We start from the raw sequence: 18,682 nt of genomic DNA on the forward strand, positions 1-18,682 counted from the left end.
GGCAACACCGCACGGTCTCCCTATGCGAGGAATAGCTAATCGATTATGATTAGTTATTGCCCCCCCCCGAATTCTTGCTCATGGTTCTCAATGCCTTACTGAACAGAAGGCTTCGTAAGCTGTCTGGTGCCATGGATGCTCCTAATCTGACGAATACGCCAAGTAGATATTGTCTCCCTGAGATGAAGCCGGTTCGATGCATGTACTGCAGAAGATGGCGCTGGGACAGGAAGTATTTCCATCCCCCGCGTCTCTTGTACATGTCACTTCCCGCCCGCATCCAGAGCAGCGGTTCCTGGATATTGCAGCCCTGCAGGCCCTGCTGGAGCATGCGGATCCAGAGGTAGTAGTCTTCGAGCAGGAAAAAGTCCTGGTAGCCGCCCGCTGCTTCGACGTGGCTTTTTTTGTACATGATGCAGGGATGGTTGAAGGGATTCCGCTTTTTCGCAAAGGCGAGGATTTCTCTTTGGTGCTCCGGCACGATGCGTCTGGCGTAGACGTGCTCTTTGGTACCGGTGAATTCCTCGACGATGCCGCTTATGAGGCTGTACTCGGGGTGGCTTTCAAAGAGCTGCAGCTGGCGCTCGCAGCGGTCGCTGCGGCTGATGTCGTCGGAGTCCATGCGCGCGATGAGTTCATGTCTGCACATTTTCATGCCGAAGTTCAGCGCACGGCCAAGGCCCTGATTTTCAAGAAGCCGGCAGACGCGCAGCCTTTTGCCGAATTTGGCCTGCATCTCCGCGATGACTGTATCGAGCTCTTTTGTCAGCGGGCCGTCGCAGACGAGCACAAAATCGTCCGTTGGCACGGTCTGGCCGTAGATGCTCTGCATGCTTTCGCGCAGGTACTCCGGCTTTTCCTTATGGTAGACGGACATCAAAACAGAATACGGACTCATACTTCTTTCCCCTGTTTCTCCCGCTTTTTCTCTGCCGTGTAGTCCTGAAGGTTCAGGTCGAGTTTGTCGAGGTCGACGGCGCCTTCGGTGGCACTTTTGGTGACGAGGATTTTGATGGTCTGGATCATGATGACGAAGTCTTCGACGATGCTGTAGTTTTCGATGTACATGAGGTCGTAGACGAGTTTGTCGTAGGGCGTGGTGTTGTATTTGGCGAAGACCTGTGCGAGGCCTGTGATGCCGGGCTTGACGTTGTGGCGATAGGCGTACTCGGGATTTTTCGCGGTGAACTGCTCGACGAAGTACGGACGCTCGGGGCGCGGGCCGACGAGGCTCATGTCGCCGTTGAGGACGTTCCAGATCTGCGGCAGCTCGTCAAGGCGCGTCGCGCGGATGAAGGCACCGACTTTCGTGATGCGCGGGTCGTGGTCCGTCGCGAGCTGCGGGCCCGAGTATTTCTCGGCGTCGACGCGCATCGAGCGGAACTTGTAGACCTTGTAGGGTTTGCCGAAGCGGCCCGTGCGGACCTGGCTGTAGAGCGCAGGGCCGTGGTCCTCGAGCTTGATGGCGATGGCCGTGGCGAGCATGAACGGCAGCGCGATGACAAAGGCAATGCCCGCGAGCACGATGTCGACCGTGCGCTTGACGGCGCGGTCCTCGACGCTCAGGCGCAGGCTGCGCGGCCGGAAGACCGGCACATCGTCAATGCGCTGCAGCTTTGCACCGTTGCAGAAGACCTCGTAGGCACTCGGGATGACAAAGGGCTGGATTTCCTTGTCCGTGCAGTAGTTGACGATTTCCGCCTTGACGGGAATCGGGATGTCGGAGCAGATGATGATGACATCCGTGTGCAGCAGGTCCGCTTCTCTCTTCCAGTCGGCGTGCGGCCCCATGACGACCTGATGCAGCTCGAGGCCAAGCTGGGGCTGGGCGCTCATGCGGTAGTAGACGTGGCGGCACTGCTCCTCGTTGCCGATAATCAGGGTGCGGCGGTCGCGGTGCAGGCCCTGCTCGCAGCGCTGCGTGACGCGTTTCCAAAGGGCGAGCAGGACGAACTCGACGCCGGTGCTGACGACGGCCAGCACACGCGAGTACGCGAATTCATGGATGAAGAAGCTCAGGGCCATGATCATGACGAGCACGAGGAACAGGCTCACGGCGAGGCCGATGAGGACTTCGCTGAAACGCTTGTGTTCGATGGTGTAGAGACCGTTGATGGAAAACATCATGATGGTCAGCAGGATGACGACGGGCAGCATGCCGGAGTAAAGCACGGCATGAGCTTCGAAGGTACCGGTGGCCAGGATGAGCGCGGCACTGAGGCCATACGCGATGACGATGATGGCGATATCGCCGAGAAGATGTAAGATTTTACGCGATTTTGGATAAACGCGGGTCTTCATGCACTCAATCCTTTCTTATTTATTGCGCTTATGCTTGACGTGGTTTTCGTCGTAATAGTAATAGTAGTAATAATTGCCCTGATGCTGCTGCGGGACCTTGTTGAGGATGACGCCGAGGATGTTGACGTGGGCTTTCTCGAGCAGGGCTTTGGCCTGACGGCCTTCGTCGGGGCTGATGTCGCCGCTGCCGACGACGAGGATGACGCCGTCGGTCTGGCTGCCGAGCACGGCGGCATCGGTGACGACGAGAATCGGCGGCATGTCGAGGAAGACGTAGTCGTATTCGGCCTCGGCCTCTTTTAAAAGCTCCTGCATTTTCGCGGAGCCTAAAAGCTCGGCGGGGTTCGGCGGCACGGGGCCGCTCGTGACGACGTCGAGGTTCTGGGCGATGTCGTGCTGGATGACGTCTTTGAGGCTCAGATTGTCGGCGAAGCAGTTGCTGAGGCCGCGGTTTTCCAGGCCGAAGCGGCGGTGCAGCACGGGACGGCGCATATCGGCGTCGATGAGCAGCACGCGCTTGTTGTCCTGCCCCATGACGAGGGCGAGGTTGATATCGGTCGTGGACTTGCCTTCGCTCGGGACGGCTGAGGTGAAGACGACGCTCTTGATGGTCTTATCGGCACTGGCAAACTGCAGGTTCGTGCGGATGGCGCGGTAGGCCTCGGAAATCGGCGAGAGCTTGTCGCGCTCGGTGATGAATGAGATATCGGCCATTATTTGCCCACCTTTCTCTTGAGTCGTTCCCAAAGGCTCGTCTGCCCCGGGACTTTTTTCTTCGTCGTGTCCGCGTCGGGAATCATGCCGAGCACGGGCAGGCCGAGCTCTTTCTCGATGTCCTCAGCGGTGCGCAGCTTGCGGTAGAGCATGGCGTGGGCAATGACGCCGCCCATGCCGACGAGCAGGCCGAGCACACCGGCAATGGCCATGACGAGCAGTTTGCGCGGCTTGACGGGTCTTTCGGGAAGCGTCGCTTCGTCGACGACCTGGACTTCATTTGGCACCATGACTTCGGCGATTTTGGCTTCTTCAAGGCGTTTGGCGAGCATGACGTAGATTTCGTTCGTGACGTCGACGTCGCGCTTGACGCGCACGTAGCCTTCTTCTTTTTCCGGCAGCGAGGCGATCAGGGCCTCGTTTTCGGCGTCCATCTTGGCGAGGGCTTCGGCCTTGCTGTTCGCGACGGCGATGGCGGCTTCGTCCTTGAATTTATCGGCGAGCAGGCCCTGCTGCACGGGGCTTGAGGACGGTGCCTGCTGCGCGACGATTTTGCTGATTTCGTCGTTCAGAGACTGCTGGGCCTGGGCAATCTGATTGTCGACTTCCTGCATTTTCGGGTGTTCGTCGGTGAATTTGCCGGCGTAGCTGGCCTTCGTGGCTTCAAGCTGCGCGAGCTGCGTCTTGTACTGCTGGATGGCCGGGCTATCGGCGATGGAAACGCCCGCGGAGTCGAGCTGCGAGTTGACGCTCTTGAGGCCGGCCTGCGCCGTCTCGAGGTTCAGCTGGTTCTCGGCCTTGGCCTTGTCGACGATGTTGAGTTTTTCCGTGACCTGCTTCATCTGGTCGTCGGTCGAGTACATCTTGTTTTCGGCCTGATATTTCTGGAGCTTGTCCTCGGCCTTCGTGAGTTCTTCCTTGGCGTCGCCGAGACGCTGCTCTAAGAACTCGCGCGTGTCCTTCTGTTCCTCATGGCTGAGGTCCGTCAGACGCTGGATGAAGCCCTGCACGAGCAGGCTGTTGGCTTCCTGGGCCTGCTCTGGCGACTTGCCCGTCACGGATACCTGCAGGATTTCCGTGTCTTTGTAGGGCTTGGTGACGATATGGCCCTGGACGTAGGCTTCGTAGGTCGGCAGTTTGCCCTTTTTGTCGGGCTCTTCGGTCGCCTCGATGACCGGCATGACGACGTTGCGGCTCTTTAAAATCTCGGCATCGGTCATCATGCGCTGCTTGTCGTTCGCGGCGTTGCCGGACGGCAGATTTGCGAGAATCGAGTCGCCGAGTCCCTTTTGCTGCTTGATGCGCAAAAGCGAGTCGGACTGATAGACGGGATGGGCGAAAAAAAGGTAGATGCCGCCCGCGGCGAGAAAGGCTGCGGTCGTCGCCGCGACTTTCTTCTTGTTGGCCATGACGACCTGGGCGAGCTCTCTGAGGTCAATGGTGATTTCTTCCAAGCTGTTCTTCCTCTCTTATCTCAGAATGATAAGCATGCGCGTGCTTATCGCTTATTAATTGTCGTCGAGATTGTCCTTGACTTCGGTGATCATGTAGATGCTGCTGAGGATCGGCGCGATGTCGCGGGCAAAGTCGATGCGGTTGTTGCGCGTCATGTAGAGAAGGTCGCCTTCGCGCATGACGTAGTTCTCGGACATATCGCCCGTGCGCAGCATATTGTTGAGGTTGATCTTGATGAGCGACTGCGGCTCGTCCTGATGAATCAGGTAGACTTTTTTCTTGGCCGTGTCGCGCGTGAAGCCTTCGGCCGCGCCGATGGCGTCGATGACGGTGTGAGACTTCTCAAGCTCCACGGCACCGGGCTTCTTGACCTCGCCAAAGACGTAGACGCGCGTGCGGCCGAGCTTCGTGATGTTGACGGCGACGTCGGGCGAGACGATATAGCGCGAAAGGCCGTAGGTCAGGACGTTCGTGAACTCGCTGACGGTCATGCCCTCGGCGTGAATCTCACCGACGAGCGGAAAGGAAACATTCCCATCGGGACGCACGGTAAACGGCGTCTGGTTCGCCGAGGAATTGCCGAGGTCCTGCTGCTGCGTCACGACGATGTTGAGCTGGTCGCCGGCGCGCAGCAGATAATCCTTGGTGTTGAGTGCGGGCGAAGCCTCGGGGCGCGGCGTCGCGGCCTCGACCTGCTTGATGATGTCGGATTCCCTGAGCTTTTTCTGCTTTTTTGGCTTTTGGGCCTTGGCAGACTGAGCTGCGGCTGCCTGCGTTCCCTGAGCTGCCTGAACCGGCTGGACTGGCTGCGCGGACTGGGCCGCGGCCATATCGGCGGCGACGCGGCTCGGGTCCTCGTAGGAATATGAAGAAGAGGCGGCGAAAACTTCGGGCGCGCTGAGGGCCAGACAGACGGCCAGCGCGAGCATGGATTTTTTAAGCAAGATACGTTCCCTTCCTAATATATAGATAGAGATGAATGCGGATTGATAATTGATAAGTTCGGCTGCGTTCAGCCAAACAGGCGGCTGAAGAAGCCTTTTTTCTTTTTTTGCCATTTTTGCGGGACGTCGGGATAGAGCACTCTGCCCTTCAGTATGAACTGGGCATTGGCTTCGGCCTGCTGCCAGAGGCTTTCTTTTTTCTCTTTGGCCGCGAGTTTGTCGAGGACTTCATGGGCCTCGCGCAAATCCGTCGTGCGGAATTCGACGCGGTGGCCGTCGCTGCCGAGGAAGTGAATGAGGCCGTTATGATAGAGTTCTTCGACGCGCGTCTGGCATTTCGGACCGAAATAGCCCGTGAAGCTGCCCGCGTTGCACTGGTAGAGGATGCCCTTTTCGGCCCAGCTCAGCAGGCGCTCCTTGTCGGCTAAAATTTGCGGGAAACGCTCGATATGCGCGAGGACAGGCCAAAAGCCCCGCAGCTGCAGGGCAAAAAGCATATGTTCCGCGATGTCGGGCTGGGTCTGGTCCGTGAACTCAAGCAGCACATAGGGGCTGCCCGCCAGGCAGTAGTCGCGCGAGCCCTTTTCGAGAAAGCGCATGACGTCGCCGTTGAACTCGATTTCCGCGCCCGTATGGATACGGATGGGAATTTGCTGCTCCTGTGCGGCCCTCTTCAGTTCTTCGGCCTTTTCCTCAATCGTCTGCCACGCGGGAATGACGCCGTGCCGGTTGACATGCGGCGTCGCGATGATGTCCGTGACGCCCGAAGCGACGGACGTGCGCAGCATCGCTAGGGACATTTCCATATTTTCGGAGCCGTCGTCGATATTCGGCAGAATGTGGGAGTGAATGTCAATCATTTATCAAATCGTTCCTTAATGTAAAAGATGTATTGCAAAATGATTTATCTCAGTGTATAAAGCATACTGTTTTGACAGTATGAACGCTTATTATAATAGCACAGGCAACGGGCTGTGACAAGACAGTTTTTTTCCTATATATAGGAGATTTGTCACAGGCAGGCCGGATTTTGGCACGAAGGTTTCGCTAACGATTATTAAAAAATTTTTATGATGCCAGGGCCCGCCCTGCCGATATGTCTGATTGCTTGAATCATAAATACCTGATATAATTGATAATTAGATATCTGTGTTGTCTTTTCGTGATTTTTCAAAAAGTTTCCAAAGGAGTATTATATATGATTCTGAATCGCAAATCCGTCGAACTGCTCGCGCCGGCCGGCACGTGGGATGCCCTCGTCGCTGGCGTGGAGTCGGGTGCTGACGCCGTTTACCTCGGCGGCAAGCATTTCAACATGCGCATGCACGAAGGCGGTTTTAATTTTGACGATGCCACACTCAAAAAGGCCATCGACTACGCCCATGAGCACGGCGTGCGCCTTTATGTCACGCTGAACAACCTCATCAGCAACGAGGAAATCCCGGCGCTGCGCGAATACCTCGCCTATCTCAACGAAATCCGCCCCGACGCCATCCTCGTACAGGATTTTGCCGTGCTCGAGCTCGTGCATGAGATGGGGATTACCATTCCGCTGCACACGTCGGTCATGATGAACACGCACAACGAGCACGCCATCGAGAAGCTCAAGGAATACGGCATCACGCGCATCGTCGTGGGCCGCGAGATGACGCTCTCCGAGCTCAGCCTGTTCCGCGAACGCACGGGCATCGAGGTCGAGTACTTCATGCACGGCGATATGTGCATCAGCGAGTCGGGCCAGTGCATCCACTCGGGCGTGCTGTTCGGCCAGAGCGGCAACCGCGGCCGCTGCCTGAAGCCGTGCCGCTGGGCGTACAAGCTCATCGACGAAAATACGGGCGAAGTGCTCGACGAGGACAGCGAAGGCCCGTACAAGCTCGCGCTCAAGGATATGTGCATGTACAGAGCCATCCCGCAGCTCATTCAGGCCGGCGTGTTCTCGTTTAAAATCGAGGGCCGCATGCGTCCGGCGAACTTCATCCGCCGCATCGTCTCGACGTACCGCAAGGCCATTGACGCGTACATCGCGGACCCGAACGGCTACACGACGGACGAAGAAGGCTGGAAGAATCTCTACGACAACCGTGCGCGCGATTTCACGACGACGTTCGCGTTTGGCCAGCCGGGCAAAAAGGACATCGGCTTCACGGGCGAACGCGAGCCGCGTTTCTTCAGCCACGCCGTGAAGGAAGCGGGCTTCCAGGACGAAGTGCTGCGTCAGGAGCGCGACATCGAGAAGGAAAATGCCCCGCACCGCACTTTGTCGGTCCGCGTCAACACGATGGAGTCGGCCAAAGCCGCGATTGACAACGGCGCCGATACGATTTACGTCGGCGGCGAGGCCTTCCGACCGCTGCGCCCGTGGAAACTCAAGGAGTATGCCGAAATCCTCGCCTACGCGAAGACGCACGGCGGCGCCAAGGTCGTCGTCAACACGCCGCGCACGACGATGCGCCGTGAGTGCGGCGAGCTTGAGCAGTTCTTTACGGAGCTGCGTGACATCCGTCCGGATGGCCTGATGGTCAGCAACCTCGGTTCGCTGAAACTCGCGAAGAGCATCACGGACCTGCCGGTGCAGGCCGACCTTTCCTTCAACCTCTTCAACCAGCTCGCCGCGAAGTTCCTGAAGGAAAACGGCCTCACGATGGCCGCCACGTCGTACGAGCTGTCTTTCGAGCAGCTGCGCGAAATCGTCGAGACGTCCGAGCTGCCCTTGGAGACCGTCGTGCACGGTGCCTACGAGTCGATGATCTGTGACCACGACTTCCCGGCCATGAGCCTGCCGGAGTTCAACGAGCTCGACAATCCGGAAATCCTCGACCGCCACTATGCACTTCTCGACACGGCCGAAGAGAAGCACCCGATTCGCATCGACCAGTACGGCCGCAACCACATCCTCTTTGCCAAGGACCTCTGCCTCTATCCGTACCTCGCGAAGTTCAACGGCCTCGCCTCGTACCGCATTGAGGCGCAGGACTACACGCCGGAGCTCACGGGGCTCGTCACGAAGCTCTACCGCGAAGCCCTCGACAAGCTCGCAGCCGGCGAAAGCAGCGATGAAGCGCTTGATTCGCTCGCCTTTGAGGAAGTCCGGCAGCAGAGCCCGCGCGAATTCGGCCTCGGCACCTACCGTTTCCGCCAGAGCCGCAACTCGATTTAATTCACGGTGAAAACTGGGGCTTAGGGGCAGTCTTTGGGGCTGCCCCCGAGCTTTCTATCCATATAAATATTTAGGAGGGGATTTTCTTGGCTGAAAAGCATTACATTGGACCGGAAGCCATCATCGAAAAGAAGAAAAAATACATCATGCCGTGTCTCGGGCATTTTTACAAGCATCCGCGCGAAATCGTCCGCGGCGAGATGCAGTACCTCTACGACAGCGAGGGGCGCAAATACCTCGACTGCTTCGCCGGCGTGTCCGTCATGAACTGCGGCCACTGCAATCCGGAAATCACGAAGAAAGTGCAGGAGCAGGTCGGCACGCTGCAGCACGTCTGCAACATTTATCTGACGGAAAACTTCGTCAACCTCGCCGAACGCCTCGCCGAGGTCACACCGGGCGACCTGCAGAAAACGTTCTTCTGCTCGACGGGCTCCGAAGCCACGGAAGGCGCGCTGCTGCTCGCTTCGATTTACACGCATAACAGCGAGATTATCGCACTCAGGAACGGCCTGCACGGCCGCACGAAGCTCGGCATGAGCGTCACGGGCATCCAGATGTGGCGCACGGACGAAAATCCGGTCGGCGGCATCCACTTCGCCCCGAACCCCTACTGCTACCGCTGCCCGCTCGGCAAAAAACCGGACACCTGCGACCTCGCGTGTGCCAATGCCGTCGAAGATTTGATTCAGACTTCTACCGCGGGGCATCCGGGTGCCTTTATCGCCGAGACCATTCAGGGCAACGCCGGCATCGTCGTGCCGCCGAAGGGCTACTTTAAGCGCGTGAAGGAAATCCTCAAGCAGCATAATACGCTCTTTATCGCCGACGAAGTCCAGACGGGCTTTGGCCGCACGGGCAAGATGTTTGCCATCGAGAACTTCGACGTCGTGCCGGATATCATGGCCTGCGCCAAGGCCCTCGGCAACGGCGCGCCGATCTCCGCGTTCATCGCGCCGGCCAAAATCGCCGACACCTACACGCGCCCGGGTGCCTCGACGCTCGGCGGCAACCCCGTCTCGACCACGGCCGGCCTCGCCGTCCTCGACTACATCGAGTCGCACCACCTCTGCGAAAACGCCACGAAGCGCGGCGAGCAGCTGCGCGCAGGCCTTAGGGAGCTGCAGAAAAAGCACCCAATCATCGGCGACGTCCGCGGCCTCGGCCTCATGACCGGCGCCGAATTCGTCCACGCCGACAAGAGCCCGGCAGCAGCCGAACTCGACGACGTGCTCGAAACCCTCAAAGACCGCGGCTTCATCATCGGCAAAAACGGCGTCGCCCGCAACGTCATGGCCTTCCAGCCGCCTCTCGTCATCACCGAGGAGAATGTAAACGACATCCTCAACGCACTGGAGATGGTGCTGACGGAAAAGAAGCTTTGATGCATAGCAAACTCGAAGCAGAGAGCGTTCGAGGCAGAGTGCTGTGAGGTGAGTCAGGGCGCTCGCGGGGGCTTGCGGTGACGAGCGGGGCTTGGCAAGGGGTCGGGAGCATGAAAGCGGCTTATTTCTCCTTTCATGAGGAACAGCCCTAAGCGGAGCGACAGCGAACGCGCCTCGCCCCCCATCCGCTCCCATCAAAAACGCAAAAGAAAGGCGGAGCGAAGCAAACGCCGGCAATCTCCGCCGCTCCGAGCCCTGCAAGATAAAAGAAAAAGACATAGCAAAAGCGGCTGCTTCCAGTTTAGAAAAGGAAGCAGCCGCTTTTTTGCGATAGATAGCGGAAAGCAAAGTATCCCGATAACCCGCGATGTAAGCCGCGCTGAACTAAGGGCGGGGGAATATTTTCGCCTGCAGGCGCTGAGCGACCGCCCGCAGGGCTGGGCCCCGAACGAACCGCAGCGAGGTCCGCCCGATGTAAGAACGCCGCGGCAGGCGGCGAAGCCCCTAAAATCCGCTAAAGCCAGTTGGGGCCCATTCAGCAAAGCGCCGAAGCCGAAAATATTTCACCGCCCATTTGCCGCCCGTCACCTCTCGCTATCGTCCCCCTCGCCATCGCATTCATGCTCGTGTTCATGCTGATGCACTTCCGCCTGCTGCTGGCGCAGTGCCTCGATGCCAATCTTAAACTCATCCATCGTCAGCTTGAAATAAGGCAGCGTCTTCAACGCCTCGTACACTTCCTGCTGCGATTTCGCCCCGTCGAGTTTTTCGCCGATGCTTTCCTCCGTCAGCGCGTGCAGCAGAATATGCGTGATTTCCTCAATGGCCTTCTGTTCCTCACTGTAATTCTCGCTCATCTTCCTGTTCCTTTCTTTATTACAAATCTCTCGTTCTCATTTGAACGCAATTGCACCGTTTTCCCATTCATAGTATAATGAAGATATATTAAAATGAAGAGGTGCTATAATGGCAGATAGATTTTATGATTTGAAGATTGCCGGCCTCACGCGCAGGCTGCCGGTACTCAATGTCACGGACGAGCTCGCGATTGCCGGCTTCGTCATGCTCGGCGACCTCGAGCTCACGGACGCCTGTGCGCGCGAACTCGCGAAAAAAGTGCCGCCCGAGACCGACTACGTCCTGACGGCCGAGACGAAAGGCATTCCCCTCGCCGAAGAACTCGCCCGCGCTCTCGGCATGAAGCGCTACATCGTCGCGCGCAAGTCCGTCAAGGCCTACATGGAAAACGCCTTGTGGGTCGACGATGTCTCCATCACGACCAAAGGCACGCAGAAGCTCTGCCTCGACGGCACGGATATCGAGCGCATCAAAGGCAAAAACGTCCTGCTGCTCGATGACGTCATCAGCACGGGCGGTTCGATGAAAGCCCTCGTCGAGCTCACCGAAAAAGCCGGCGGCAAGGTCTGCGGTCAGGCCTGCGTGCTCGCCGAAGGCGACGCCGCCAAGCGCAAGGACATCATCTTCCTTGAGCCGCTGCCGCTTTTTGACGCCCAGTGATTGGTCCAATTTTACAATGATAAGACAAAAACCCGCGGTAAGGCGGGTTTTTCTTATGCAAAATCATGAAAAATCGGGGCAGCCTGAAACAATCAGAACTTAACCGATACGCCGACACCGACGCCGTTTTCGCGGCTGCCTTCATCGGGTTTGAAGTTGTGGTAATTGACATTGAGGTCAACGTTTAAAAGCAGGTTCTTGTTGACACCGACCTGCGTCTCGTTGAAGTCCTTGCCTGCGACATACGAAGCATAGGCGTCGAAGCCCATGACACGCGGCATGCTGACTGCAAGGCCGGCAAAGGCGTTGTTCTTGTCATTCGGCAGATTCCAGCGGTAGCCGCCGATGATTTTAAGCTCCGAACCCACGACATCGTACTGGGCATACGCATCCTTATGATCGCCCTTTTCGTCGCGGTCCGCATACTGGAAACCGACCGTGGCCTTGTCCGTGACCTTATGTTCAATATAACTTTCTTTCGTGCCAACGCCCACAGCCGTCTCATGACCAGTCATCTGGTTAATCGGCTGCGCCATGGCATAAGAAGAACTGACGAGGAGCAGGGCCGCCGTCAGCAGTGCTGATTTTTTCATATTCTGTCCCTCCAAAACAAATCATACTCTTACAGAATAAGACTACATGATTTTGCGGGAAGTGTCAAATTAAATTTGCGCTAAGTATACTACGATGCTTTCATCGAAATACTCGGTTTCGCGATTGCGTGCTTCTCTTTGGGATACACGCTCGGCAAAGACCATAGCAATAAAAAATGACCGCCAGGCTCTCAAACTTTGCGGTCATTTTGACTAAAAGATAGAGGACAACCGTCTACGGTGGCCTTTTTTGTACATTTAAATTATATCATTTCCACGGACGTATTGCAAGAATCGGCTTATTTCGTCCACGTAACACTGTTCTGCAAAAGACTCTTGCCGTCGGTCCGTGTTGCCGTATCCATAGAGCCCGTATCCTTGTAGTTAATATTCGGCTGATTTTTGACTGTTGTCGCGTCGCCGCTGTAATAATGCGTCGTATAGGTGCCATTGCCATTCGACACGATACGCACGCCGGTCCAGCCGCTTTCCTCGCCCATATTCATCTCATACATTTTTAGCTCAGTGGCATTCCACAAATTCTGGAAAGACGTATATGCATTCCCATTAATGGAAAGCAGCGCCTTATTCTTATAAGCACTTGGACTTGCGCCACCATCTACATTGTAGCCATTGCCTGACTGTTTATTCGGATCCTGCTGCACATCAATCTCAATCCATTGATTATCGCCCAATTGGATGACTCCGCCTCTGATGGCATTTTCCAGCGCATCGGCCAAACGATTCTGCACGCGTTCCTGTTTCGTCGAATTACTGGCAGCCTCCTGAATGGCCTCCGACACATTAAAGAATGCCTCTCCTATCGCGTTGGCCAGCCCGTTGCTGTTAAACAGGGCCACGGCCACGCCGACTATGAATGCGAGAATTAGCGCATATTCGACAATGCCCTGTGCTTTTTGCTTTTGATATGTCATTTCATGTCACCTGCATTTAGAACAAAATGATATATTTCCTCATCTTCATTATAGTATGCAGGCAGAAGAAATGCCAGCAAAAAAATACTAACGCAAAAAGTCATGTTACGAGATTACAAAAACCAAAAAGGGACTGTCACAGTGGGCAGTCCCTTTCTCCATCCTGATTTAAATTTTGTTTCAGGCCATAATCTTGCGGAAGAGGTCTTTGACCTGTTCCTTCGTGGCTTCGCGCGGGTTGCCTGGGTAGCAGGCGTCCTTCAGGGCGTCTTCGGCGAGCTGGTCGAGGTCTTCTTCCTTGATCTTGTCGAGGGTCTTCGGGATGCCGACGTCTTCGGAGAGCTGCTCGACGGCCTTGATCGCGGCCGTGCGGTATTCTTCCTGACTCATCTCGTCGACGCCCTCGACGCCCATGGCGCGGGCGACTTCACGCAGGCGTTCGCCCGTGTATTCCTTGTTGAATTCCATGGAAATCGGCAGCAGCATGGCGCAGGCAACACCGTGCGGCGTGTCGTAATGGGCCGAAAGCGTGTGGGCCATGGCATGGTCGATGCCGAGGCCGACGTTCGAGAAGCCCATGCCAGCGATGTACTGGCCGAGAGCCATGCCCTCGCGGCCCTTCGGGTCGTTCGCGACGGCGAGGCGCAGGTATTTCGCAATCAGGTGAATAGCCTCATAGTGCATCATGTCGGTCATTTCCCAGGCGCCCTTTGTCGTGTAGCCTTCGATGGCGTGCGTCAGGGCGTCCATGCCGGTCGAAGCCGTCAGGCCCTTCGGCATCGAGGACATCATGTCGGGGTCGACGACGGCGTAGGCCGGGATGTCGTGCTCATCGCAGCAGACGAATTTGCGGACCTTCTCGGGATCCGTGATGACGTAGTTGATGGTGACTTCGGCAGCCGTGCCGGCCGTCGTCGGCACCGCGATGGTTTTGACGGCGTGATGCTTCGTCGGCGAAGCGCCTTCGAGCGAGCGCACATCGGCAAATTCCGGATTGGCGATGATGATGCCGACGGCCTTGGCCGTATCCATCGAAGAACCGCCGCCGATGGCGATAATCGAGTCCGCGCCGGCTTCTTTGAACGCCTTGACACCGGTCTGGACGTTTTCAATCGTTGGATTTGGTTTGATGTTGGAATAGAGCGTATACTCAATCTTATTTTTTTCGAGCAGGTCCGTGACCTTGGCCGTGACGCCGAATTTCACGAGCGACGGGTCGGAGCAGACGAAGATTTTCTTGAAGCCTTCGCGCTCGGCAATGCCTGGAATCTCTTCAATTGCGCCTTTGCCGTGATACGATACCGTGTTGAGTACAATGCGGTTTGCCATAATAAACATCCTCCAATCTCACATTTTCCGCTGTGATTCTTTTTAAGAATCTTTTCACAATGTCTATTATAGACCATCAGTACGGTAAAATCAATGATATTTATGTTGTTTTATAGGAAACATTTTCGTTGTTTTTCTTTTATCTTTCATGCCTAGCCAAAATCCACCCTGCTTTGCTTCATCCGGCCTTTATGATATAATCGGTTTGTACTTATCTTCTATATATATTGGAGAATATTATGCGTCTAAAACATTACCGTACTTCCATTATCCTCGCGGTGACGTTCACGATTCTCTTGTCGACGTTCTGGTTTCTGCCGCAGCTCGCGTTCATCATTTTCATCTCGCTCCTGCTGCAGCTTTTGCTGACGCCGTTTGTCGACCGTCTCGAACGCCGCCTGAACCGCGGGCTCGCGGCGGCCATCGTGCTGTTCTGCTTTATCGCCATCTGCGCAGGGCTCGTCGTCCTCGTCTCGAGCACGTTCATCCCGACGTTCACGAACTTCGTCACAGATTTCCCGCAGATTACGGAGAAACTGCAGCAGTCGCCGCTGCTGGAGAACAATGAATACCTGACCGACGAATTCGAGCAGTTCTGGCTCGAGCTCAAGGCCGCGAGCGTCGACGCGCTGAAATCGTCGCTGACTCTTTTGCTCTCGATTTTCAGCAAATTCATCGACATGGTCATCATCCTCTTTGTCACGTTTTATCTCCTCAAAGACGGCGATGACATCAAGGTGTATCTCGCGAGCCTGTTCCCGACCAATGATTACAGACGCGTGCTCGCGCTCTTCAACCGCATTCTCTCGGCCCTGCGCACCTACATCTGCAGCCAGCTCGTCATCTGCTGCCTGACAGCTACGGTCGTCTTCCTCTACTTCACGGTGCGCAGCCTGCCCTACGCCTCGGTCTTCGCGATGGTCTCGGGCATCAGCGAGTTCGTGCCCGTGCTCGGGCCGACCGTCGCTTCAATCTTCGGCATTCTGCTGACGGCCACGGTCGACCCGTGGATTGCCGTGCAGACGGCCGGTTTTTACCTCATTTTGACACAGGTCAACCACAACATCGTCTATCCGACACTGATCGGCAAATCGCTGAACCTGCACCCCGTCGCGATCATCCTCGGCATCATCCTCGGCGGCGAAGTTCTCGGCCCTGCGGGCATGTTTCTCGCCGTGCCGTTCATCGTCATCTGCAAGCTCGTCATCGAGGATATTTACAGGGACCGCATCGAGACCATAAAAAATCTTCATGAGTCAAGGTGGCTGGCCAAGAATCATGAAGACAAGTGATTTGCTATAAAATTGCAGCAGCGCTTTGCGAAGACTTGGCGGGGCTTAAATGCCCTCGCCGTCGAGTCCCGTAAAGCGCTGTTTTTCGGTGCGCTCAATCTGCATGAGCCGGCCCTTGCGGATGACGAGCACGAGTTTTCCGTACTGCAAAAGGCGAAATTCCTTGCGGATGCGCGCGGCGAGCTCCAAAAGCGCCTTTTCCGAATAAGCGCTCTCGGTGTCAGCCGTATCGTGCCAGCAGTCAAGACGCCTTTTTTCGTTCCACTCGACCTGCATGAGCACGCCGTCCTGCGCGACGAGCACCATCTCGCCAAAACCAATCGTGCAGAGTCCGTGCAGGACGTATTTCATCGCCTTCGGCGGGATCTCCCCTGCCTGTAATCTGAGTCCGGCCATCTCGAATCGCTCCCCTTGCTGTCTATATCATATCTAATATATATGTTTTCTATTAGTTAATAAAAGGATACTATAGCGCAGGGGAAAAGTCAAGGCAAAAAGAACTGCCCGCCTGTATCTTCAAGGCTCCGCAAAGGGAATCCTCGAAGTTAGGACGGACAGTTCTTCATTTCCGGTAAAGATACCGGTGATATGCAGCATTTATTTGATGACCATGACCGGAATCGGCGATTCCTCAACGACTTTCTGGCTGACGCTGCCGATCAGGGCGCCCTTAAAGAGGCCGAGGCCGCGGCTGCCCATGATGATGAGGTCGCTGTGTTCCTCCGCAGCTACGCGCATGATGGCCTTCGGGATGTTGCCGGTCTCGACATGTTTCGATGCCTTAATGTCTTCCGGCAGCTTCTCCCAGATGCGGTCAAAGACGATATGACTCGGGATATCTTTGTTGATATTGCTGGCAACATAGACAAAGTCAAGATCGGCATGGCATTTCTGAGCAAAGAAGATTGCCTCATCGACTGCTTTGCAGCCATTGACGGAACCATCGACTGGTACCAAGATTTTCTGGATTCTGCCCATAAATAAAACCTCCTAACCGAAGTAGATTTCTGATTATAATGTGTATTTCGTGCTCAGGGCGGGAAAATCCTTCTTTTATCTTGTTTTTTTGTGAGGATGCGAACATATTTTTTGGAGAGGGTTCTGCAAAAAAAGTGTTGACAAAAGAGATTTTAGCCAGTATAATATCATTTGTGACTACGGGATGTGGCACAGTTTGGTAGCGCGCTTCGTTCGGGACGAAGAGGCCGCAGGTTCGAATCCTGTCATCCCGACCATTTGAAATTTGAGTCGTCAGCTTAGGCTGGCGGCTTTTTTCATATTCGTAAAAAATATGTTGACAAAGGATGCTGTGGCTAGTATAATATCACTTGTGACTACGGGATGTGGCACAGTTTGGTAGCGCGCTTCGTTCGGGACGAAGAGGCCGCAGGTTCGAATCCTGTCATCCCGACCATTTGAATGTTTAGGTCGTCAGCTGAAGCTGGCGGCCTTTTTGTATGGAAAGATTATGCGTACTAAGCAAAAAGCTGCCCCAAAAGGGGCAGCTTTTCTGCTAAAAGAAACGTCTGTAACTAGGGCCGGGGGAATGTTTTTCGCCTGCAGGAGCGCAGTGACTGCCCGAAGGGCTTGGCTCCGAGGCAAATCCTGCTAAGTCCGGCGATGTCAAAGCGCCGCGGCAGGCGGCGAAATGGTTAAGTAAGAACAGCCCCAATTGGAGCCAATTTAACGGAGCGACGAAGCCGAAAAACATTTCCCCGGCCCCCTGCGAATGCCCCGCTCGTCTGCACTCTCCCCTGCCCCGCGTACTAAAACTTATTTTGCCAGTCTCTCAAGTGCGCGGTGTGCAATATCGTTGCGGTGGAACGCACCTTCGAACGAAATCGCGTTGACGCCTTTGTAGGCTTTATCGACTGCACTGCGCACGTCGTCGGCCTTAGCGACTACACCGAGTACGCGGCCGCCGTTGGTGACGATTTTGCCGTCTTTTTCGGCCGTGCCGGCATGGAAGACGAGTGTGCCTGCGGCTTTTGCCTTTTCCAGGCCGTCGATGACGAAGCCCTTTTTGTAGGACTTTGGATAGCCGCCCGAGGCGATGACAACGCAGACGGCAGCGCCGTTGCTCCATTTGATATCCTCATCCGCGAGCGTGCCGTCGGCGCAGGCAAGCATGATGTCGACGAGGTCGCTTTCAAGGAGAGGCAGGACGACCTGCGTCTCCGGGTCGCCGAAGCGTGCGTTGAATTCGACGACTTTCGGGCCCTCTTTCGTGATCATGAGGCCGGCGTAGAGACAGCCCTTGTACGGACGGCCCTCTTTGGCCATGGCAGCGATCGTCGGTTTCAGGATGCGCTCGGTCGCGGTCTTGACCATGTCCGGCGTCATCACCGGTGCCGGTGCGTACGTGCCCATGCCGCCCGTGTTCGGGCCCTTGTCGCCGTCATAGGCGCGCTTGTGGTCCTGCGAGCTGACCATCGGATAGATGGTCTTGCCATCGGTGAAAGCGAGCAGCGAGGCTTCCTCGCCGTCCATGAATTCCTCGATGACGACGCGGCTGCCGGCCGTGCCGAAGGCGGCGTCGTCCATGATCTCGTGGATGGCATCGAGGGCTTCGTCCATCGTCATGGCGACGATGACGCCCTTGCCGGCCGCGAGGCCGTCGGCTTTGATGACGATCGGAGCGCCTTCTTTTTTAACGTACTCACGCGCTTCGTCAGCATCCGTGAAGACTTCGTATTTGGCCGTCGGGATGCCGTATTGTTTCATGAGGTTCTTCGAGAAGGATTTCGAGCCCTCGATTTCAGCCGCGAGCTTCGTCGGGCCAAAAGCCTTGATGCCGGCCGCGTTCATCGCATCGACGACACCGTTCGTGAGTGGCACCTCAGGACCGACGACGACAAGGTCAATGGCTTTGTCTTGCGCAAGCTTTACGAGAGCGTCGTTGTCCGTGATGGAGACGCCTTCGATGCACTCGGCGATGTCCTTCATGCCCGGATTGCCCGGTACGGCGTAGAGTTTCGTGGCCTTCGGCGACTGTGCGAGCTTCCATGCGAGCGTGTGCTCACGTCCGCCCGAACCGATTACTAAAATATTCATAC

General features: G+C 56.1%; 17 protein-coding genes and 2 tRNA genes. 6 read left to right on the plus strand and 13 right to left on the minus strand.

The window, feature by feature from the left end; genetic code table 11:
• Positions 1 to 49: 49 nt before the first annotated feature.
• The 6 genes from ACE419_RS00625 to ACE419_RS00650 form a co-directional block, all read right to left on the minus strand.
• Positions 50 to 898, minus strand: coding sequence for a glycosyltransferase (locus ACE419_RS00625; RefSeq protein WP_435720684.1), 849 nt, complete (start codon positions 896 to 898; stop codon positions 50 to 52).
• A complete protein-coding gene (locus ACE419_RS00630; protein ID WP_435720685.1) occupies positions 895 to 2,301 on the minus strand; it encodes a sugar transferase in 1,407 nt (468 codons plus the stop codon). The genes ACE419_RS00625 and ACE419_RS00630 overlap by 4 nt, the downstream gene beginning before the upstream one ends.
• A gap of 15 nt (positions 2,302 to 2,316) precedes the next feature.
• Complete coding sequence (locus tag ACE419_RS00635) at positions 2,317 to 3,015, minus strand: CpsD/CapB family tyrosine-protein kinase (protein ID WP_435720686.1); 699 nt, start codon at positions 3,013 to 3,015, stop codon at positions 2,317 to 2,319.
• The gene (locus tag ACE419_RS00640; protein ID WP_435720687.1) at positions 3,015 to 4,469 is read right to left on the minus strand and encodes a GumC family protein; all 1,455 of its coding nucleotides are present in this window, start codon (positions 4,467 to 4,469) and stop codon (positions 3,015 to 3,017) included. The genes ACE419_RS00635 and ACE419_RS00640 overlap by 1 nt, the downstream gene beginning before the upstream one ends.
• A gap of 54 nt (positions 4,470 to 4,523) precedes the next feature.
• Positions 4,524 to 5,414: a polysaccharide biosynthesis/export family protein gene (locus ACE419_RS00645; protein ID WP_435720688.1), complete on the minus strand. Its 891-nt coding sequence runs from the start codon at positions 5,412 to 5,414 to the stop codon at positions 4,524 to 4,526.
• A gap of 68 nt (positions 5,415 to 5,482) precedes the next feature.
• Positions 5,483 to 6,274 (minus strand): tyrosine-protein phosphatase, encoded by a 792-nt coding sequence (locus ACE419_RS00650; RefSeq protein ID WP_435720689.1) that lies wholly within the window; start codon positions 6,272 to 6,274, stop codon positions 5,483 to 5,485.
• Positions 6,275 to 6,612: 338 nt separating this feature from the next.
• Between ACE419_RS00650 and ACE419_RS00655 the strand changes: the two genes are divergently transcribed.
• Together ACE419_RS00655 and ACE419_RS00660 are read left to right on the plus strand one after the other, a co-directional pair.
• Entirely contained in the window at positions 6,613 to 8,574 is a 1,962-nt protein-coding gene (locus ACE419_RS00655) for a peptidase U32 family protein (protein ID WP_432647273.1), read from the plus strand.
• Positions 8,575 to 8,720: 146 nt separating this feature from the next.
• Entirely contained in the window at positions 8,721 to 9,959 is a 1,239-nt protein-coding gene (locus tag ACE419_RS00660; RefSeq protein WP_435720964.1) for an aspartate aminotransferase family protein, read from the plus strand.
• Between the two features lie 584 nt (positions 9,960 to 10,543).
• On the opposite strand, the gene ACE419_RS00665 is transcribed toward ACE419_RS00660, so the two are convergent.
• Entirely contained in the window at positions 10,544 to 10,816 is a 273-nt protein-coding gene (locus tag ACE419_RS00665; protein WP_435720690.1) for a hypothetical protein, read from the minus strand.
• A gap of 109 nt (positions 10,817 to 10,925) precedes the next feature.
• On the opposite strand from ACE419_RS00665, the gene ACE419_RS00670 reads away from it, so the two are divergent.
• A complete protein-coding gene (locus ACE419_RS00670; RefSeq protein ID WP_435720691.1) occupies positions 10,926 to 11,477 on the plus strand; it encodes a phosphoribosyltransferase family protein in 552 nt (183 codons plus the stop codon).
• 92 nt (positions 11,478 to 11,569) lie between these two features.
• On the opposite strand, the gene ACE419_RS00675 is transcribed toward ACE419_RS00670, so the two are convergent.
• The 3 genes from ACE419_RS00675 to fucO all read right to left on the minus strand — a co-directional run bounded on the left by ACE419_RS00675 (position 11,570) and on the right by fucO (position 14,334).
• Entirely contained in the window at positions 11,570 to 12,070 is a 501-nt protein-coding gene (locus tag ACE419_RS00675; RefSeq protein ID WP_432647270.1) for a hypothetical protein, read from the minus strand.
• Between the two features lie 299 nt (positions 12,071 to 12,369).
• Positions 12,370 to 13,005: a Flp family type IVb pilin gene (locus tag ACE419_RS00680; RefSeq protein ID WP_435720692.1), complete on the minus strand. Its 636-nt coding sequence runs from the start codon at positions 13,003 to 13,005 to the stop codon at positions 12,370 to 12,372.
• A gap of 180 nt (positions 13,006 to 13,185) precedes the next feature.
• On the minus strand, positions 13,186 to 14,334 hold the full coding sequence (fucO, locus tag ACE419_RS00685) for a lactaldehyde reductase (protein ID WP_432647266.1): 1,149 nt from the start codon (positions 14,332 to 14,334) through the stop codon (positions 13,186 to 13,188).
• A gap of 239 nt (positions 14,335 to 14,573) precedes the next feature.
• Here fucO and ACE419_RS00690 point away from each other — a divergent pair, with 239 nt between their 5' ends.
• Positions 14,574 to 15,626, plus strand: coding sequence for an AI-2E family transporter (locus ACE419_RS00690; protein ID WP_435720693.1), 1,053 nt, complete (start codon positions 14,574 to 14,576; stop codon positions 15,624 to 15,626).
• A gap of 45 nt (positions 15,627 to 15,671) precedes the next feature.
• On the opposite strand, the gene ACE419_RS00695 is transcribed toward ACE419_RS00690, so the two are convergent.
• Together ACE419_RS00695 and ACE419_RS00700 are read right to left on the minus strand one after the other, a co-directional pair.
• A complete protein-coding gene (locus tag ACE419_RS00695) occupies positions 15,672 to 16,022 on the minus strand; it encodes a DUF2292 domain-containing protein (RefSeq protein ID WP_435720694.1) in 351 nt (116 codons plus the stop codon).
• Between the two features lie 201 nt (positions 16,023 to 16,223).
• Complete coding sequence (locus ACE419_RS00700; protein ID WP_432647263.1) at positions 16,224 to 16,604, minus strand: universal stress protein; 381 nt, start codon at positions 16,602 to 16,604, stop codon at positions 16,224 to 16,226.
• A 180-nt stretch (positions 16,605 to 16,784) separates the two neighbouring features.
• Between ACE419_RS00700 and ACE419_RS00705 the strand changes: the two genes are divergently transcribed.
• Positions 16,785 to 16,861: transfer RNA gene (locus ACE419_RS00705), tRNA-Pro, on the plus strand.
• 102 nt (positions 16,862 to 16,963) lie between these two features.
• A tRNA-Pro gene (locus ACE419_RS00710) sits at positions 16,964 to 17,040 on the plus strand.
• A gap of 359 nt (positions 17,041 to 17,399) precedes the next feature.
• Here the strand turns inward: ACE419_RS00710 and purD are convergent.
• Positions 17,400 to 18,680 carry a phosphoribosylamine--glycine ligase gene (purD, locus tag ACE419_RS00715; RefSeq protein WP_435720695.1) on the minus strand — a complete coding sequence of 427 codons (1,281 nt, stop codon included), beginning with the start codon at positions 18,678 to 18,680 and terminating at the stop codon, positions 17,400 to 17,402.
• Positions 18,681 to 18,682: the final 2 nt, after the last annotated feature.

This window comes from Mitsuokella apri, assembly GCF_047974105.1.
GTDB lineage: Bacteria > Bacillota > Negativicutes > Selenomonadales > Selenomonadaceae > Mitsuokella.

What these genes read in the sequence shown, in the direction of transcription:
- ACE419_RS00670 (WP_435720691.1), top strand. Translation starts at nt 10,926, where the DNA reads ATGGCAGATAGATTTTATGATTTGAAGATTGCCGGCCTCACGCGCAGG.
- ACE419_RS00625 (WP_435720684.1), bottom strand. Translation starts at nt 898, where the DNA reads ATGAGTCCGTATTCTGTTTTGATGTCCGTCTACCATAAGGAAAAGCCG.
- ACE419_RS00675 (WP_432647270.1), bottom strand. Translation starts at nt 12,070, where the DNA reads ATGAAAAAATCAGCACTGCTGACGGCGGCCCTGCTCCTCGTCAGTTCT.
- ACE419_RS00635 (WP_435720686.1), bottom strand. Translation starts at nt 3,015, where the DNA reads ATGGCCGATATCTCATTCATCACCGAGCGCGACAAGCTCTCGCCGATT.
- fucO (WP_432647266.1), bottom strand. Translation starts at nt 14,334, where the DNA reads ATGGCAAACCGCATTGTACTCAACACGGTATCGTATCACGGCAAAGGC.
- ACE419_RS00690 (WP_435720693.1), top strand. Translation starts at nt 14,574, where the DNA reads ATGCGTCTAAAACATTACCGTACTTCCATTATCCTCGCGGTGACGTTC.
- ACE419_RS00655 (WP_432647273.1), top strand. Translation starts at nt 6,613, where the DNA reads ATGATTCTGAATCGCAAATCCGTCGAACTGCTCGCGCCGGCCGGCACG.
- ACE419_RS00680 (WP_435720692.1), bottom strand. Translation starts at nt 13,005, where the DNA reads ATGACATATCAAAAGCAAAAAGCACAGGGCATTGTCGAATATGCGCTA.
- purD (WP_435720695.1), bottom strand. Translation starts at nt 18,680, where the DNA reads ATGAATATTTTAGTAATCGGTTCGGGCGGACGTGAGCACACGCTCGCA.
- ACE419_RS00630 (WP_435720685.1), bottom strand. Translation starts at nt 2,301, where the DNA reads ATGAAGACCCGCGTTTATCCAAAATCGCGTAAAATCTTACATCTTCTC.
- ACE419_RS00650 (WP_435720689.1), bottom strand. Translation starts at nt 6,274, where the DNA reads ATGATTGACATTCACTCCCACATTCTGCCGAATATCGACGACGGCTCC.
- ACE419_RS00665 (WP_435720690.1), bottom strand. Translation starts at nt 10,816, where the DNA reads ATGAGCGAGAATTACAGTGAGGAACAGAAGGCCATTGAGGAAATCACG.
- ACE419_RS00695 (WP_435720694.1), bottom strand. Translation starts at nt 16,022, where the DNA reads ATGGCCGGACTCAGATTACAGGCAGGGGAGATCCCGCCGAAGGCGATG.
- ACE419_RS00660 (WP_435720964.1), top strand. Translation starts at nt 8,721, where the DNA reads ATGCCGTGTCTCGGGCATTTTTACAAGCATCCGCGCGAAATCGTCCGC.
- ACE419_RS00700 (WP_432647263.1), bottom strand. Translation starts at nt 16,604, where the DNA reads ATGGGCAGAATCCAGAAAATCTTGGTACCAGTCGATGGTTCCGTCAAT.